Source organism: Bacillus kalamii, from assembly GCF_047238185.1.
Taxonomy (GTDB): domain Bacteria; phylum Bacillota; class Bacilli; order Bacillales; family DSM-1321; genus Bacillus_AD.
In genome coordinates, this window is record NZ_JBDFMI010000006.1 from 1 (window position 1) to 16223 (window position 16223).

Annotated in this window: 32 protein-coding genes and 1 tRNA gene; 4 read left to right on the forward strand and 29 right to left on the reverse strand. The window is 35.4% G+C overall.

What is annotated here, in order from left to right; genetic code table 11:
- Window positions 1-3 precede the first annotated feature (3 nt).
- From ABC357_RS17775 to ABC357_RS17905, 27 genes are all read right to left on the reverse strand, one after another.
- Window positions 4-549, reverse strand: a complete 546-nt coding sequence (locus ABC357_RS17775) for a site-specific integrase (protein WP_412888937.1) — start codon at window positions 547-549, stop codon at window positions 4-6.
- Window positions 550-707: 158 nt separating this feature from the next.
- The gene (locus ABC357_RS17780) at window positions 708-1352 is read right to left on the reverse strand and encodes a hypothetical protein (protein ID WP_412888938.1); all 645 of its coding nucleotides are present in this window, start codon (window positions 1350-1352) and stop codon (window positions 708-710) included.
- A complete protein-coding gene (locus ABC357_RS17785) occupies window positions 1333-1593 on the reverse strand; it encodes a hypothetical protein (RefSeq protein WP_412888940.1) in 261 nt (86 codons plus the stop codon). The genes ABC357_RS17780 and ABC357_RS17785 overlap by 20 nt, the downstream gene beginning before the upstream one ends.
- Before the next feature lie 6 nt (window positions 1594-1599).
- Window positions 1600-1893, reverse strand: a complete 294-nt coding sequence (locus ABC357_RS17790) for a hypothetical protein (RefSeq protein WP_412888941.1) — start codon at window positions 1891-1893, stop codon at window positions 1600-1602.
- Window positions 1883-2167 (reverse strand): hypothetical protein, encoded by a 285-nt coding sequence (locus ABC357_RS17795; RefSeq protein ID WP_412888942.1) that lies wholly within the window; start codon window positions 2165-2167, stop codon window positions 1883-1885. The genes ABC357_RS17790 and ABC357_RS17795 overlap by 11 nt, the downstream gene beginning before the upstream one ends.
- A gap of 14 nt (window positions 2168-2181) precedes the next feature.
- The gene (locus ABC357_RS17800) at window positions 2182-2379 is read right to left on the reverse strand and encodes a hypothetical protein (RefSeq protein WP_412888943.1); all 198 of its coding nucleotides are present in this window, start codon (window positions 2377-2379) and stop codon (window positions 2182-2184) included.
- 23 nt (window positions 2380-2402) lie between these two features.
- Window positions 2403-2672: a hypothetical protein gene (locus ABC357_RS17805; RefSeq protein ID WP_412888944.1), complete on the reverse strand. Its 270-nt coding sequence runs from the start codon at window positions 2670-2672 to the stop codon at window positions 2403-2405.
- A gap of 4 nt (window positions 2673-2676) precedes the next feature.
- Complete coding sequence (locus ABC357_RS17810) at window positions 2677-2865, reverse strand: hypothetical protein (protein WP_412888945.1); 189 nt, start codon at window positions 2863-2865, stop codon at window positions 2677-2679.
- A gap of 542 nt (window positions 2866-3407) precedes the next feature.
- Complete coding sequence (locus ABC357_RS17815; RefSeq protein ID WP_412888946.1) at window positions 3408-3572, reverse strand: hypothetical protein; 165 nt, start codon at window positions 3570-3572, stop codon at window positions 3408-3410.
- Between the two features lie 41 nt (window positions 3573-3613).
- Window positions 3614-3772 carry a hypothetical protein gene (locus tag ABC357_RS17820; protein ID WP_412888947.1) on the reverse strand — a complete coding sequence of 53 codons (159 nt, stop codon included), beginning with the start codon at window positions 3770-3772 and terminating at the stop codon, window positions 3614-3616.
- Window positions 3773-3798: 26 nt separating this feature from the next.
- Window positions 3799-3972 (reverse strand): hypothetical protein, encoded by a 174-nt coding sequence (locus tag ABC357_RS17825; RefSeq protein ID WP_412888948.1) that lies wholly within the window; start codon window positions 3970-3972, stop codon window positions 3799-3801.
- Window positions 3973-4057: 85 nt separating this feature from the next.
- Entirely contained in the window at window positions 4058-4246 is a 189-nt protein-coding gene (locus tag ABC357_RS17830) for a helix-turn-helix domain-containing protein (RefSeq protein ID WP_412888949.1), read from the reverse strand.
- A complete protein-coding gene (locus ABC357_RS17835; protein WP_412888950.1) occupies window positions 4239-4712 on the reverse strand; it encodes a hypothetical protein in 474 nt (157 codons plus the stop codon). The genes ABC357_RS17830 and ABC357_RS17835 overlap by 8 nt, the downstream gene beginning before the upstream one ends.
- Window positions 4709-5104, reverse strand: coding sequence for a hypothetical protein (locus tag ABC357_RS17840; RefSeq protein WP_412888951.1), 396 nt, complete (start codon window positions 5102-5104; stop codon window positions 4709-4711). Before ABC357_RS17840 ends, ABC357_RS17835 begins: the two co-directional genes overlap by 4 nt.
- 195 nt (window positions 5105-5299) lie before the next feature.
- Window positions 5300-5503, reverse strand: a complete 204-nt coding sequence (locus tag ABC357_RS17845; RefSeq protein ID WP_412888952.1) for a hypothetical protein — start codon at window positions 5501-5503, stop codon at window positions 5300-5302.
- Between the two features lie 76 nt (window positions 5504-5579).
- Window positions 5580-5840: a hypothetical protein gene (locus ABC357_RS17850; RefSeq protein ID WP_412888953.1), complete on the reverse strand. Its 261-nt coding sequence runs from the start codon at window positions 5838-5840 to the stop codon at window positions 5580-5582.
- Between the two features lie 26 nt (window positions 5841-5866).
- On the reverse strand, window positions 5867-6577 hold the full coding sequence (locus tag ABC357_RS17855; RefSeq protein WP_412888954.1) for a hypothetical protein: 711 nt from the start codon (window positions 6575-6577) through the stop codon (window positions 5867-5869).
- Between the two features lie 47 nt (window positions 6578-6624).
- On the reverse strand, window positions 6625-6903 hold the full coding sequence (locus ABC357_RS17860) for a helix-turn-helix domain-containing protein (RefSeq protein ID WP_412888955.1): 279 nt from the start codon (window positions 6901-6903) through the stop codon (window positions 6625-6627).
- 48 nt (window positions 6904-6951) lie between these two features.
- Complete coding sequence (locus ABC357_RS17865; protein WP_412888956.1) at window positions 6952-7143, reverse strand: hypothetical protein; 192 nt, start codon at window positions 7141-7143, stop codon at window positions 6952-6954.
- 14 nt (window positions 7144-7157) lie between these two features.
- A complete protein-coding gene (locus ABC357_RS17870) occupies window positions 7158-7700 on the reverse strand; it encodes a site-specific integrase (RefSeq protein WP_412888957.1) in 543 nt (180 codons plus the stop codon).
- 15 nt (window positions 7701-7715) lie between these two features.
- Entirely contained in the window at window positions 7716-7955 is a 240-nt protein-coding gene (locus tag ABC357_RS17875; protein ID WP_412888958.1) for a hypothetical protein, read from the reverse strand.
- A gap of 115 nt (window positions 7956-8070) precedes the next feature.
- Window positions 8071-8856 (reverse strand): ATP-binding protein, encoded by a 786-nt coding sequence (locus ABC357_RS17880; RefSeq protein ID WP_412888959.1) that lies wholly within the window; start codon window positions 8854-8856, stop codon window positions 8071-8073.
- Window positions 8834-9580, reverse strand: coding sequence for a conserved phage C-terminal domain-containing protein (locus ABC357_RS17885; protein ID WP_412888960.1), 747 nt, complete (start codon window positions 9578-9580; stop codon window positions 8834-8836). Before ABC357_RS17885 ends, ABC357_RS17880 begins: the two co-directional genes overlap by 23 nt.
- 96 nt (window positions 9581-9676) lie before the next feature.
- Window positions 9677-10342: an ORF6N domain-containing protein gene (locus tag ABC357_RS17890; RefSeq protein ID WP_412888961.1), complete on the reverse strand. Its 666-nt coding sequence runs from the start codon at window positions 10340-10342 to the stop codon at window positions 9677-9679.
- 124 nt (window positions 10343-10466) lie between these two features.
- On the reverse strand, window positions 10467-10625 hold the full coding sequence (locus tag ABC357_RS17895) for a hypothetical protein (protein WP_412888962.1): 159 nt from the start codon (window positions 10623-10625) through the stop codon (window positions 10467-10469).
- A 29-nt stretch (window positions 10626-10654) separates the two neighbouring features.
- Entirely contained in the window at window positions 10655-10891 is a 237-nt protein-coding gene (locus tag ABC357_RS17900; RefSeq protein WP_412888963.1) for a DUF771 domain-containing protein, read from the reverse strand.
- 16 nt (window positions 10892-10907) lie between these two features.
- A complete protein-coding gene (locus tag ABC357_RS17905; RefSeq protein WP_412888964.1) occupies window positions 10908-11165 on the reverse strand; it encodes a helix-turn-helix domain-containing protein in 258 nt (85 codons plus the stop codon).
- A gap of 176 nt (window positions 11166-11341) precedes the next feature.
- On the opposite strand from ABC357_RS17905, the gene ABC357_RS17910 reads away from it, so the two are divergent.
- Genes ABC357_RS17910 through ABC357_RS17920 form a run of 3 tightly spaced genes read left to right on the forward strand, consistent with a single transcriptional unit; the run spans window position 11342 to window position 13257 of the window.
- Window positions 11342-11671, forward strand: a complete 330-nt coding sequence (locus ABC357_RS17910; protein ID WP_412888965.1) for a helix-turn-helix domain-containing protein — start codon at window positions 11342-11344, stop codon at window positions 11669-11671.
- A gap of 33 nt (window positions 11672-11704) precedes the next feature.
- Window positions 11705-12103 (forward strand): ImmA/IrrE family metallo-endopeptidase, encoded by a 399-nt coding sequence (locus tag ABC357_RS17915; RefSeq protein WP_412888966.1) that lies wholly within the window; start codon window positions 11705-11707, stop codon window positions 12101-12103.
- A gap of 20 nt (window positions 12104-12123) precedes the next feature.
- Window positions 12124-13257 carry a tyrosine-type recombinase/integrase gene (locus ABC357_RS17920; protein ID WP_412888967.1) on the forward strand — a complete coding sequence of 378 codons (1134 nt, stop codon included), beginning with the start codon at window positions 12124-12126 and terminating at the stop codon, window positions 13255-13257.
- Window positions 13258-13395: 138 nt separating this feature from the next.
- Here ABC357_RS17920 and ABC357_RS17925 read toward each other — a convergent pair.
- Window positions 13396-13467, reverse strand: a tRNA-Arg gene (locus tag ABC357_RS17925).
- Window positions 13468-13744: 277 nt separating this feature from the next.
- On the opposite strand from ABC357_RS17925, the gene clpP reads away from it, so the two are divergent.
- Window positions 13745-14338 (forward strand): ATP-dependent Clp endopeptidase proteolytic subunit ClpP, encoded by a 594-nt coding sequence (clpP, locus tag ABC357_RS17930; protein ID WP_412888968.1) that lies wholly within the window; start codon window positions 13745-13747, stop codon window positions 14336-14338.
- A gap of 95 nt (window positions 14339-14433) precedes the next feature.
- Here the strand turns inward: clpP and ABC357_RS17935 are convergent, their stop codons facing one another.
- A complete protein-coding gene (locus ABC357_RS17935; RefSeq protein ID WP_412888969.1) occupies window positions 14434-16044 on the reverse strand; it encodes an MFS transporter in 1611 nt (536 codons plus the stop codon).
- Window positions 16045-16223: the final 179 nt, after the last annotated feature.

Below are 16223 nucleotides of genomic sequence, written 5' to 3' on the forward strand. Positions count from 1 at the left end.
AATTTAAATTTTGAAATTAGCCATTGCTTTGTCCATAATGTCTTGGTTAACTCCTATATAACGACGAGTGATATTAGGTGAGGAGTGATTAAATATTTCCTGTAGCATCGCCACATCTTTTCCTTGTTGATAATAAAAGTGGTATCCAAATGTCTTTCTTAATGTATGAGTCCCTATATTTTGAAGGTTAAATTCATCAGCTACTTCTCGTAATATTTTATATGCCATTGAACGTCCAATGGGTTTATTTACGCCTTCTCTACTTTTAAATATAAAGTGATCATCACTCATACCTTGGATAAAATGCTTTAATTCTCTTTTTAAAGAAGGTGTTATCCTAATCCACTTTTGCTTATCTGTTTTTTGCTCCCTGATAGCAATATGCATACCTTTTACATCTTTGACTTTTAGTTTCAAAATATCTGAAATTCTTAACCCTGTATTTATTCCTGTCACAAAAAGGATATAGTCTCTTTCATTTTTGTTTTTGAGATAGGCCTTGATTGCTTCGACCTTTTCCATATCTCTTATAGGCTGGACAAAGTTCACAAGCTTGTCTCCTTTCAAAAAGAAAAGACGCTGCATTTTAGCAACGTCTTAATATTCAAATGGCTACCAACCAATTCAATTCCCATAACCATTATAACGAATTCAGAATAAGGAACACAAACATTGTAATAATTGTTTAAAGTGTAAAATGTGTAAACCTAAACAGACAATTCTTCTTTATATATTAACCATGCCAGCTGTTTAACGATGCTCTTTTTTATTTCATTTAACCGGACCCTTGATAGACTCATATGAATGGCAATTGCCGTCATTGTTTCTCCATCCATAATGCATTCTAATACAGTACGTTCTTTCTCATTCCCCAAAGAAATAACAGCAGCGTCCATTTTCTCAATCTTCCTGTTTAACTCAATGTACCTCTTATACATCCTTTGCTCTCGATCATCTAAGTTCTTTAGCTCTGCCTGGCTTAATCCAGAAGATCCTTTCGGTAAACCAGCTTCATCTCCATATTGTGCCACGCCTGAACTAATTGACAGAGAAGGATCCTTGAATAACTCATTTGCTAACCTTACTCTTTCATTTCTCATCCACTTATAATTTTTCAGGTCCTCTTCAGTTTTTTGAACAATATCTAAGGCTGGTTCAATATCCAAGAAGGAAATCTGATCTTCATCTATTTTTAAAACCGGCAATTCTTCTTTGTGCCATTCTTTACAATCCTCAATTTCTCCAATGCTTTTCTGATGTACTCTGCAGATGCTTTTTTCTCCCCATAGGCTTCCAGGGCAGTTTATACAAATGGTTTCACAGAATTGGCGTTTAGGAATGGTTGTTTTCATTTAATCTCTCCTTGTCTTCCCTTGTTTCAATCATGTTCTTTACCTTTTCATAACAACCCATTAAGGTACTGGAGCATTCATGATAGTCACTATTCCAAAGTTCATATAATCCAAACTGATTTTTTTGAACATACAAGCCAGCTATTGTTAACCGGCTTGTATTATCTAAAATAGAAAGTTGGTTGAAAATTGGGTCATCAGCAGGGCCTAATTCGTGGTAAATATTTAATTGTTCGACCATAAGGACCTACATATCTACAAGCTCTGATGATTCATACAATGACAGCTTGCCTTCTAATTCTTTAATATAAATCTCTTGTTCTTCCATGCGCTTTTTCATGCCATATATATAGTGGGCTTGATCCACATTTTCTTGCATAGCATGATCAGCAAGTTGTTGTACTGTCCAAGAGGAAGGATTAAATGGTTCCAAATATTTTTCTGAACCTTTTATAATCTGTTCTCTTCTGATGGTTTCTCTATAGCTTTCGGCCTGTCTATATAAAGGATGTGTTAAATGTCTTTCAAGATTACTGCGCATTTATCTTTCCCCTTCTTTTAACAGGATGTGTGGCTGCTGTTTTTTCATCCCATCCTTTTTTTATTCGCTTATTAAATGTGACTCTTGATATTCCGAATTTCTCAGCGATCAATTTCCACTCTTTCCATTTGCCTCTGTTCTGTTTTTTAACAGGCTGCATTATTGCTCTTTCTATATCCCATCCTTGGTGATAAACTCGACTTTTTAACGATTTTTCACTAATTCCATTAAGTTCAGCTATTGCATAATGTTCTGGCGTAAGATAATTTTTCAAAATCCTTACCTCCTTTAATCATCTTCCAATAGAACTAAATTCAATCTATTTTTACTATTCTGTATTCTTTTTCGGTAAGAGGGATAGGTCATGTAGAGTAAGAAATCAATTGTTTTCTTGGTTTCAATACTGATCTGACGTATGTTACCTTCAGTAATAAATTCTTCTCCTTTATATAAAGCATAAATTCTTTCATACCAAGGAATGGACATTCATAAGACCTCCTATAACTTACTCACTGCTTTAATCTGTACTTATGGTTAAAATTGTAGTCTGTATAATTAATCTGAATATGCCCTAAATCTAAGCACCAATCTAAATAAGTGTGTTTTGGGTTGCCTTTTTCAGCTCCATTGGAAGTAATACCCCATTTGCGCTTAGTATTTATATCAGTGTCATTGCCGTATTTTTCAAAACTACGTTTTCGAATTTGCTTAAAATTACAGATGGATATGTTTTTATTTCCCTTATCAAACCACCAATCCATTAACCTCTCTTTAAGCATTATTTCACCCCTTTATAGGACATATTGCTTTAAAATACTTCTTTGTATGTGAACCAACGTCAGTTTGCACATAATTAATACCATCTGCGGTAGTACCTGAACCAATCACTTTCCCAATTTGACTAACTACAATTGAGCCTGGAAACTTCCGATGTTTAAATGTATAAGATTCTCCTACATTAGCTTCTTTCATATTTTATTCTCCCTCATTTAAACTCACTGCTTTTAATACATACTAGAATCCGATTCAAACCCACAATTTTTACAACTGTAATGTCCGTCTTCCCCTACATAGCAATCCCAAGCTCCACACTTGCATGTTGTCCATTCACAATCACATTCAGGACCATTCTCTTTTGCACCGCATCCTATGCAGGTGTCATGAAGTCCGATCATTTTCATGAGCAATCTCCCTCCGATACTCACTGCTTTATTGTGTTTCCTGAATAAAAAATCCATATTAAGGTAAAAATACTAATAGCAACATCATCTCAGTGCTGTATATCAGAAGGAGGGGAATACTTCTTCCCTTCCAAGATAAAAAAGTGTAGTATCCTTCATGAAAATATGGTAATTTAAGTTTAAATCCCGTTTCTCATCTTTTATAGATGGGAATTTTTTTATTCACAAAGGGATAATAAACTCCATATAATACATTACTTCTCTTGCATCACCATTTTCTTTTTAACCTACTCAGATTCTGGGTAGGTTTTTAATTCTATCAGTAGTCTATTTTTAATTATTTTTAGAATTAATACCATTGACCACGGCTATAATCTCATTAACCTTGTCGATCAATTCGTTACAAACCTTCCCAAGTGCTTGTACATCCTCTCGGGAATCATGAAATATTACTCGTTGCTTTGATTTTCCTATTTTTGTTTTTATAGGTTTGATCATTTCTGGTTTTCCTCCCGCATTTTCGCCAACTTTACTTTTCCTTAATCAATTGTAATAGTGAAGTTTTTATCTTCATCAAGTGTGATTTCTATCGTTTCAATTCCATTCATACAGTCACTAAATTGAAGCATTTCATGGCCTTTTGTTCTGATGACATTAACAAGCTCTTCAACTGTATTTGCTCCATACTGGACGCTCATGTTGGCCTTCCCTCCACTCAAAATTTTCATTTCTTCCGATTTCTTTTCCTGGCTGCCTTTGTCTCTTTCCTTTTAACCTTTCTCTGTTTAATGACTTTTTTATCATAATCAGTGAGAGGTGCTCTTTTTCTCCTGGTAACAATAGGTGAAGGATTCGTTATCTCCTCCAGCGCAGCCAAATATACTGACGGTACGTACATAAAGAACCTCCTTTACTCTTTTGTTTCTAAAAAAAATATATAAAAATACCGCCTGTCGATTGAACAGTACGGTATTTTTTAAACGTTATTTTTTATTTCTATTTCTGCTTTTTGGATTTTCTTGGTCCTTTACTAAAATCCAACTGTTACCAATTTTACGAGCAATTACATCTCCACTTTGACATAATCCTTTAACTCGATCTGGAGAAAGCCCCCAAAGCTCACCAGCTTCTTTAACACCCATAATAAGATCTAATACACTTTTGTTATTCATCGATGTTTTCCTCCAGATTTGGTAAGTGTTTATTTTCCAATAACAAGCGCCCATTATAATAGGCATCTTCAGCCGTTTTAAACCCTGATTTGTAATATTGCTTACCTGCCACCGTTATCCATGCTCTATAGCGAAGCTCCTTCGATTTTCGAGTGTAATACTTACTCACACCTCTGTATCCAGTAGAGCTATCACTGCGTGGAACTTGCCCTTTAAATAAAGACGTAACCACACCATCAACACGTTTTGCATCGTACTGGTATCGTAAATTTTCTTCTTCTTGAGATTTCTTCAAGCATCCACATGATTTAGTTTCACCTGTTGTTAAGTAAACTCCTTTAATGGTAATGCTCTTTCCACATTCACATTTACAATCCCACGCAATACGGTTATTTATCTTATTATCAGCTATTTTAATAACGGTTAACCTACCGTAAGTATTCCCTGTTAAATCCTTTATTTTCATATCTTTGCAATAACCTTAGCGTTATCAATTCTAGCTTCGCCTTCGTCTAATTGACTATCTTTTGATAAATGACCACCAACAAGGATAACTTGCTTATCTCCGTATATTTTGTTGAATTCAACAGCTTTTTCTATTCTTCCAGCTAGATCTTCAGCATCTTCTTCACTTAGCCAAGCTTCTAATTCGATTTCAGTAGCACAAGTGCCGTTTGTTCTTTCTCCTTCTTCGCCATCGCTATCATAAGTTGAACAATCATTTTCAAAATCCCACTCATAACTTTCTCTTGCATAATCACCGACTTCGTAATTTTCATCATCACATAAGCTTCTTACCCCAACAGATTTATTTTTATAATTTTTTATAATATCCAATGCGATGGCTAAGTAATCCATTTCCCATTCTCCTTTTATAACCGTTATCGGTTGATATATATAATATATCATACATATTAATAACCGTCAACGGTTATAAAGGAAATATTATTAATACCGTACTATTGAATTTTCGAAGAACAATAAACCTTATTAATTCTAATTAGCGTACATAATCAATCTTTTGTTTCCTACGCTTAATCTACGGAATTTGTATCACTCAAATGCTTCCTGTAGTGCTATATCTACATCTTCGCCTGTTCCTTCACGCCACGCCTTTTCAATATTTTCAAGTTTCTCTGCTTGTTTAATGAGCCAATCTTTTTCTGCTTTTATTAGTTCTGTATCAAAAACTGTTTTATTCTTTAATATATATAGCCAAACAGAATCATCTTTTTTTTTGATAGTATTCAAATCCATTTTTTATAATCATCCTTTCTGTGTCGCACAATCCTTCTACTGCGAAACAAAATAATTCTTCTGTTGCCTATTCAAACTAATACAAACGAATAACTGTATCCAAATTAGCAAGAATAAACTCTCTTTCTTCTTCCTTGATATTTTCATTTCCGAAAATAAATTTATGAAGATTTTCAATAACATCGTTCTGTTTTCGAGCTATAAGGTCTAATTCTTCTGCTTTTTTAGTCCGTTCTATAAGCCACTCCATATCAAGTGCGTTTAAGCTATTTATGCGATACCCTTCTCTCTTTTGTTCGCCTATAATGCCCCTAATTTGGTTTAATCGTATGCTCATCTTTCTTCCTCCCCTATTTGGAATGATCAATCATACTCTGGATTAGAAATTTCTAATTCACATTTTTCTTCATCTACAACAATTCTTGCTCCACTTGTATAGATTTTGAATAACGTTTCTTCGAGACCACTTAGACCTCGCATTACAGCCTTAATATCAAAATCTTGAATAAACCTTTTTCTACTGTACTCATCATCATTAATCTTAACTGAGTACAATTCACCTTCTTTACTTACATGTAATCTATACTTGCAAGAATATTCATCAATATCATTTCGCGCATCTAGCCCTATCCAATACGAACCGTAAGGATCATCAACATGCATACTCATTTCGTGATATTCGTCATATCCAATTTCATTTAAATCTTCAATTTCCTTAGACAGTTCTTTCACTAAATCTGACAACTTATATTCACGCTTTGTATCAGATAACAAACCATCGATTTGATTTTTGATTTGTGCAACACCTTGATTTGTAATTTCATCATCCAATTTATCCTTAATAGCTTTTAAAATTAAGTGATTATACGATGCTAGATTCAAATCCTTGAAATTGATTTGTAGAGCTTCTTTTGCAGTCTCTTTAAGCTCCTTGGAAAAGTCACTCCAATTACCGAACAGATCCTTTACAACATCATTAATTGTTGAAGCAACATGCTTATCAACAATCTCCTGCACCTTTCCCTCAGACTCCATTTTCGCTAAACTAGCAACAACCATTTTATTTAAATCCATGATTAATCCTCCTCAATAATTTTTAGGAAACATAATACAAATTTCATTTATGAGTGTATTTCCTTCAAAAGTGCATCTATGCCCTTTTCAATCCGATGAACCTTATCAAGTTTCAAGTTATTTTTCCCAAACAAAAAGTCATATGAGCATCCGAAATAATCTGCGATTTTCTTCATCGTTAAATAATCCGGATACGCTCGATCACTTTCCCACATTCTTAAAGCTGTGTGAGACTTTCCAATTGCTTCTGCTAACTGAGCTCCTGTAATACCTTCTATATCACGAAGCTTTTTTAATCTCTTTGCGAATGTATCAAGATTGTCCATTTCACATTACCTCCCGATAATGTTTATTTAGTAAACACAATACAAAATTTATTTAGCAGACCTTTTAGCTTCTTGAGCATGTTTTTCAATCCCTTCCAGTAATCGGACCGCGAATTCCTTATTACATTGGTCCTCATTGTCGAAGGTCTTTATATTAGCCGTTCCCTGCAGATAACCAATCGTGTAAGCTAAAGTCCTTGCCAGTTGGCTATCAGTTAATCCAGCCATCCAACTCGTCATGTAAAAACACCCTCTCATAGACTGAATCCCTCAATTGCTTCATCTATGATGTCTTGATTTATACCTATATACCGCATAGTCACCGTTGGCGATGAGTGGTTAAATATCTCCTGCAGGATGGCAATGTCCTTGTACTTCTGGTAAAAGTGATAGCCGAAGGTCTTCCGCAGTGTATGGGTACCGATTTCATTTAGACCAACAACTTCCGCAGCAGAGTTAAGTATCTTCCATGCCTGCACCCTTTTAATCGGGCATTGACCGCGTAAAGACTTGAAAAGAAAATCCTTATCATCCATGCCGGCACTATATTCAGTTATGTGTGCTTGAAGGTCACTGTTTATTTTGAATCGCTTGTTCTTGCCGGTCTTTTGCTCGATTAGAATTAGATGGCTCTTTCCTCTGACCTGTCCAACTGTGAGGCCCAAAAGGTCACTGATACGCAGACCGGTGTTAATTCCCATAAGGAATAAGAAATAATTCCTGTAATGCTGCAGCATCAATATCTGCTTCATTTCTTCATTTTTCCCTTTATCTCTAATGGGTTGAACAGTTTTCAAAATAAACAGCTCCTTTTAGCAAGTGATGAATTTATTTTTATGCACTGTGATTTTATCTTGCTGATCAATAACAAAAGCCGAATCGTATGTTGAATAATAATCTTCTTGATTTGAAAAACGGCTCAAGGCAAGTTCCTTATCAGTAGGGCTATAACAAATCGTTTTTGATAGGTTATGACCATCTTTACTCCAGACAATAATGCAATAAGGGAGAGGGCCAGTAAATCCTAACTGCTGTATGGTTCCTTTACTCATCCAGATAGCCTGTCTTTACAAAGTAATTGCGCCAGTTTTTCATGTGTCGGGCTTTCTCCAACTTTTTGAGGCTCCGTTTCAACTGTCGTTTCTTACGGGATCGATTCATTGGTACTCACCTTCCGTTCTTCTTGAATTTTTCCATTCTATAATTTGGTCCTTCAATGACAACTGATTCGCAATATTGAACCATTCGACTAAAATCCCTTTCCCCATACATATCGAGTAATTCTTTTCCTGTGAAATTAGTGGTGTAAATTGTCGCCATTCCCACTCGACTATCAATCACTTCATAGACCTTTCCTCTTGCCCATGCAGATGAACTATCTGATTTACCGTCAATTTCCACGCCTAAGTCATCCAAGACTAGAATATTTACTTTTTGAAGAGCCGTTAGTATTTCAACCTCTTGCAAGTCACTTTTTTTCCCGTATGTCGCTTTTACCTCGGTCATTAGTCTAGGAAGAGAAATGAAAATGCCGGTGTTCTTTTTATGAATAAGTTCCTTTACGATGGAAGCAGCAAGATGACTTTTCCCAACGCCTGGTCTCCCTTGAAGAACAAGACCTTTTTGTTTATCGAAACTAGCAATATATTCTCTGGCCTTTTTTAAAGCAAATGATTGGGTTTCCGTTTCTGGCTTATAAGTGGTTAAAGTAGCAATTTCTAGATCCCGATTCATCAGGCTCTTTTCCCGAAAGGCATCCATCAATTGGTTGACTTCTTTATTGGCCATTAATCTCTCGAATTCATCTTTGACAAGCTTGTCTTCTGCAGCAATCATCGAACAGTAAAAGCAAAATTCTTTGCCATCCTCAATGATTAATTTCCGTTTACAAATGGTATTTGTGATGATATCGATATTTGTACAACGTTTATCAGAAGTCGAAATCCCATTCATCCGAGTTAGTGGTTTGACCTTTTCCGTTTTGAACACCACCTTTTTGATTTAAATAAGCTTCAAATTTTGTTCCAAACAATGTCTCTGGTCGAAGGTATTTATTCATATTAGGATCATTGATCCATTCGGAAACTTTCTTATCTATGACCCTTTTAAAATCCTCCAATTTAAAATCCTCATTCCAACGTGCCTTTATTAGGTCCTTGGTTTTTTTAGTGCTGGATTTGTAATTTGTATTGGCTTTTAAATTTAAGTAATCGATGATATTGGAAAAAGGTATAGATATGTTTTTAATCTCTGTTGTAGTCTCTGTAGTAATCTCTGGTAATGGCCTGTTCATATTGACCTCTCCATCTGTCCATTTTGAACAATCCATCTGCTCATTTTGAACAGATGGTCTGTTCATGCCTTGAAGTTTGGAATAATTAATTCGGTACCATTTAGTATTATCGATTTTTAATTTATTGAAATTTCCAACAATTATTAACCCTAAGCTTTCTAATTTAGTAATGGTTCTTCTGATTGTGCTTACGGACCAAAACGGAAATTGTTTTTGCCAATCACCATATGTGTTATAAACCCATCTAGAGCCTTCTTTGAAATTTTGACTCTCCTTCAACCAATAATGTAATTGTTGCAATATGATACTTTCATTAAGACCAATCACTTCAGCTAAAGAAGGTAATATGATTAAAGGTTTATCATCTAGAAGCAATCTACTCATTTTCTTCACTTCCTTGACATAATGCTTGTCCGAATGTATATACTTGTAATAGATATTTTTGTTTGTAATCCATTGTTGACGCAATGGATTTATTTTTTATATTAAGGGACGCCATGATCTAACCCAGTCCATAGCTTCATCGAAGTCTTTTCTTTTAACAAAAATGTACTTAGGAGCTGCAAAAGCTCGTCTAAGATGGCTGTGAATTTGGGAATACAATTGATTCTTGCTTAAATCATAGTCCTCCTTAATACTCTCAACACGTTTCTTTATGGCGTGCTGCAAGGATTGTTGCTGACCATGATTTAAGACAATTTCCTCACTAACCTGCCTTTTTATCTCCATTACATCCGTCTTCAAGGAATTCAGTTCTTCCGAATTTTCAAGAGATAACTTCATGGAAGCCATTAGTTGTTCCTTTTCAGAAAGGATTTTGACTTTGTTAAAATATGAATCAACTAATTTCTCATAAACTCCCCATGCTTGATCAGTATTTAAAGATTTAGCATGGAGAAAGGCTCCTTTTTCAGTCCACAAATATAGTGTCTTAGTATTCCTTAAACCTCGGTCAAATTGTCCGCGGTCTAAAAATCTAATTTTTTCGTCACCCTCTAAAGTGAAAAAATGTTTTTCTTCAACGTACCGTTCTTTGTTACGATTGAAATTTCTGGTAACAACGTCAGTCGTCGCTCCATAACTTTCAGCCAATTGACTAGTTAACAAAACTCTTTGTCCATTCTGTTCTATAACTTGTAGCTGCATTATTCCATCTCCTTATTTTTTCTTAGCGCACAATTTCAATATCGTTTGCTTAGTATCTGTGGACAATGCCTTCCATTCACCAGCTTTGATTTTCATTCAGACCATCCTCCTTATCTATCAATTTCTATATCTTCAAGGCCTGTCCAATACTCTTCACCCCTGCTGTCAGCCACTCGGACAGATACGCCTGTTGGATATTCCTTTGCATCCACAATAAAAAAATTCTTGTGATTGAACCAGTTTGACCGATTAGGTCTGTTCTTGTTTTTGCTTCAAAGTCCACGTTCTCACCTCCTTTCAAATGGATTCATTTCATGTTGTTTGTTTATTGAATATTTCACTGAAACGATTCTCCAAAAATTCCTTCATCCTTGAAGCTATAAACATCCACTTTTCTCCTCGTTTTTCTGGATAGTAGACGAACCCTCCGTTATCAAGGTCAAGCACCCTTTTATAACATGTCTTCAGGAGGATATTTTCTTTTAACCAGTCATCACTATATCCAGTGACTTCTTCGAGATCTTTCATGGTCCACCAAAGTTTTTCCATTATCGAAACCTCCCACTTATCCAATACCAATTTTATAGTTATCGTTTTCGAAACCATGATGTACAAAATACGCATCGGAACTTATGTTATATGCACAACAGATTTTTCTTACTTCGGTTAAGGAAAAATCTCCTCCAGTTCCATTTAAATTTTGATTTAAAGCTGAAACAGATTTTTCAAGTAGTTTGGCTACCTCTCTTTGTTCAATTCCTTGTTCTACTAGGAATGCTTTGAACTTTCGATAAGGTGTGTGTCTCCTTCTAATCTCTTTCATTTTTTCACCACCTATTATCTAAACTTGATTTAATCTGTCGTTTCGAAACCGAAACTCTATATTCATATTTTACCAATCATAGTTTCGTTGTCAATAACTTTCTTTAAAAATATATTGCATTTTCGAAACCTTATATATATAATTTAGATGTATCTAAATTAGTGGAGGAATTCGAGATGGAAAGTCTAGGGGTGAAATTGAAAAAACTAAGGCAGCAGAACGGCCTTAGTCAAGAAGGTTTATGTAATGAACTCAATTCTCTTTATGGTACCTCTATAAATAAAGGCATGGTATCAAAATGGGAAAATGATCGTGAAGAACCTAGGTTAGATTACGCTCGTAAATTAGTGGAGTTTTTTGGAACATCTTTAGATTATCTTCTAGGAATTGATGATGGAGTAAAAACAATAGCAGCACATCATGATGGTGAATGTTTTACAGAGGACGAATTACAAGAAATTGAAAACTTTAAGAAATATGTCCTTAGTAAACGCAATAAGAAGTAACTTCACCATACGAATTAATTGAGGATGGTCTGAATGAATATATTTGATGTTCTGAATGATATAGAACAACACGGTATAGAACTAATCGAGAAATCTCTTCCTGGTCAACTAAGGGGTATGTATAGTGATCACACAATCCTGTTAGATCAAGATTTAACTATATGCGAAAAGAAGTGCATTCTAGCTGAAGAGTTAGGGCATCATTTCATGAACCATGGTGACGTTCTAGATAAAAATAGTCTAAACTCAATTAAACAAGAAATTTTAGCAAGAAGATGGGGACACCATTATATAATTCCTTTAACTAAAATTCAGATTACAAAATATTCTTGCGAAAATATATTTCAATTGGCTGAAGAGCTGGATGTTACAGAAGATTTTTTAATAGAGGCTATAGATCATTATCAACAAAAATATGGAGTAGCTATTTAAATTGCTTATGAGGTGATGTAATGGCCAGTATCCAGAAAGTGAATAACAACTGGCGCTATCGAGTCTCCTATAAGGAGAATGGAAAATATAAAACAAAAACAAAAGGTGGGTTCAGGACAAAAAAAGAAGCCGAAATTGCTGCTGCAGAGTTAGAAAAAAAGTTACACACCGGTTTTGATATCAGCGCTGCAGATCAGTTATTTTCAGACTATATGAGAAACTGGTATGAAATTTATAAGAAAGGAAAGTACAGTCTTTCCCATGAAAAGAATATCCAATTATCAGTTAAGTTAGTGGAAAAACATTTTATAGGCTTAAAGATGAAAGAATTAACAAGAAGTTTGTATCAGAAATTTATTAACGATATTTCTATAAATTACTCAACTGAAACTGTAAAAAAAAGACACACATACATCAAAGAGTGTATAAAAAATGCAATCGAAGATGAAATAATTACTAAGGATCCCACTTATAAAACAGTAATAAAAGGTGGAAAAAGTGAAAAATCAGAGGAACTGAAGTATCTAAATTTCGAGGAAGTGAAAGTTTTAATAGCAGAAATTAAAAAGGATTTAAATCCAAAATATATATCACGATTTATTATTTTATTTGCTATATCTACCGGAGCAAGATTTTCAGAAATTATGGGTTTAACGTGGGACTGTGTAGATTTTGAAAATAAAACAGTAAACATTAATAAATCTTGGGACTTTAAAGATAAAAATGATTTCGGAGATACTAAAAATTTTCAATCAAAAAGAATAATTACAATAGATGATGATACATGTGAAATGTTAAAAGATCTTAAGAAGTTGCAAAATGAATTTGCTTTACAGACAGGATTAAGAAATAAAAAAAATTTATGTTTTATAAATACTAAAATGTCTTTAGTAAGTAATAATGCTGTAAATAAGACTTTAAAAACCCTATGTAACAAAATTGGTATCAAAGCCATTACTTGCCATTCTCTTCGGCATACACACGCTTCTATGCTGCTTTATAACGGTGTAAATATAAAATATTTATCCAGACGCCTTGGACATAAAGATATAGTTACAACCTTGCAAACTTATTCCCATGTTTTAGATGAGATGGAGCAAAAAGAATCAAGACAAGTTGATAAGACAATGAAAGAACTTCACAATACTGTTTGATCTTTGTGCAAAATAAGTGCAAAACATTTTCAAAAAGTATTGTTTTCTTTAGGAAACTCTTTAAGATTCAAAAGTAGGAAAATCCTTTTGTATCAAGGTTTTGTGCTACTTCAAACTATTTCTTTAGTGTATTGGTAACGCCCTCGGAGGGAATCGAACCCCCATTTTAAGAACCGGAATCTTACGTGCTATCCGTTGCACCACGAGGGCATGATAGTTAATTATGTAACAGTCTGTTACCTATTATAAGATAATTATTCTAACATTGCAATGAATAATATGAACAATCATAGTGAGAAGTTTTAAAAAGCACCCTTTTGGGTATCATGGTAAGGTGCTTACATACTAATATTAGAAGGAGTTTATGATTTTTACAATCCTTGGTTTTATTTGTTTGACCTAAATTGACCAAAAAGTGTATCATAGACTTACAACGATTACGTTGAGAATTATCCAATCATTCTCTATTCAAGGAGGAACAAATACGATGAATTTAATACCTACAGTTATTGAACAAACAAATCGCGGTGAACGTGCATATGATATTTATTCACGCCTGTTGAAAGACCGCATCATTATGCTTGGCAGCCAAATTGATGATAATGTTGCCAACTCCATCGTAGCGCAGCTATTATTCTTGGAAGCTGAAAATCCGGATAAAGATATCACTATTTATATCAACAGCCCAGGCGGAAGCATAACAGCTGGTATGGCTATCTACGATACAATGCAATACATTAAGCCAAAAGTATCTACAATCTGCATCGGTATGGCTGCTTCAATGGGTGCATTCCTATTGGCTGCCGGCGAAAAAGGCAAGCGCTATGCTTTGCCAAGCAGTGAAGTCATGATTCACCAACCACTTGGCGGAGCTCAAGGCCAGGCTACAGAAATCGAGATCGCTGCACGCCGCATCCTTTACTTGCGCGACAAATTAAACAAAATCTTGTCCGAGCGTACTGGACAGCCTCTTGAAACAATCGAAAAAGATACAGAGCGCGATAATTTCATGCCAGCAGAAAAAGCAATGGAATACGGCTTGATCGATAAAGTTATCACACGCAATCAACTTGAAAAATAAGAACCTAAAAAACATGGAAAACCTTTTCCATGTTTTTTCTTTTTCTATATCCTCCATCATCACGTTTGTTTTCATACCTAATCGTGAAACCGAACTTATTTTTTTTCAGGGATATTTCTAGTCCCAAATAAAAATAGGAAAACGATGATCCCCATGGCCAATACGCCCGCCTGAGTCGCTCTTTTTCTAGCATGTTCATTGATCTGGCTTAACGCAGTAACTTCCTGGGAGTTTTTAGCGATTGGCTGAACATATTCAGTAAATGCTTGATTGGACATAAAATTGATATTTTTCAATTCAACTATTTTATCTTTTGTTTGCTCGCCAATTAAGTTGGATTGTTTGATTTCCTGATGCATTACACCATTAAGGACAAATAGAAGCACCATTCCTAATACCGCAACCCCAACCGCTTGCCCCACGTCCCTAGCTGCAATTTGAAATCCGCTTGACTGCTGGGCATCACGTGGATTTACGGCTGTAGCCACTATATCGGAAGCCTGGGATGAAACTAGTCCAAGTCCGCTTCCCATCATAAACAAACCTATATATAAAGTTACAAAAACTCCGTTATTTTCAAGAGACATTGAAAGGATAATTGTTGAAAGGGCAGCAATGATAATACCGCTGCGGCAAATCCATTTTGGAGAAGCCTTTGGCCAATAGCGTGGAAGGCCGATAGACAAAGCGATCATCGGAAAAGCCATTGATACGACTGCTAAACCCGTTGTTGTTGAGTTAAAGCCTCCCACTAATTGCAGATACGTATTGATTAATATACCTTCCCCTCCCAGGATCAAGAAAAGCATGCCTTGCAGCATGGAACCATCGCGCACCTGAGGGGTTTTCAAAAAGGACTGTGGAATTAAGGCTGAGCCACGTTTCAATTCTATACGTTTTTCAACGGGAACCAGCAAGCATAAAATGGCTGCACCAAACAAGCACATAGGTATAGACGGAGATATCCCGAATACAGTGAATGGAGCATCCAAAGGTTCTATAATGCCCCATGAAGAACATTTTGAAATAGATATAATGATAAAAAAGAGGCCTGCCGCTGTCATGGAAGCACCTACATAATCCATCTTGGCCTTCTCTGCAGTCCGTTTACTGTTCGGGATGACATAGGATGCAAAAACAACCAAAATAAAGTATACAGCCATACAACCAAAAGCAAATCTCCATCCTAATGAATCAATTAATACACCTGCAAGGATAGGCCCTATACATAACCCTATACCAGCAGCTGCTCCAGCCGCACCAAAAGCGATAGCACGCTCATTCCCTTTATAAATCGTTGGAATTAATCCTAATACAGAAGGAATCATTAAGCTTGCACCTAATCCAATTGTAAGGCGGCCTCCCCATGTAAGAACTTCAATCGTAGGCGATATAGCGACAACCAACTCTCCCAATGCACAAAGCATTGCCCCTATGCGGAAAATTCTTTTCCACCCTATAATGATCCCAAGCATTCCGCCGATAATGACGAAGCTTCCCGCACATAAAGAATAGACTGTATTTGCTAATTGGACTTCACCGATTGTAGCATGCAGAGAATCTACAAAGGATGAGGTCGCTACAAGAAGTATAGCATTATCCCCTGATGTTCCTATTTGAGCCATCATCAATACGATTAAAGCGGCCCATTGGAACTTACTGCTGGTTTTTGAAGTTACTTGATTCCTTATCATAGTTGATTCCATAATTATTCACCTGATTCTGATTAGGGTGTTTTCATATTTTCAAATAGTGTTGAACGATTGCCCATTCCACAATCGTTCAACACTATTTGGATAAAATGCAGGATTTTTCATGTCTTCTTAAGGCTGCTTTCTAACGTATTCTTATTTTCCATGGGACCCTGAAATTCATCTTACGCCCA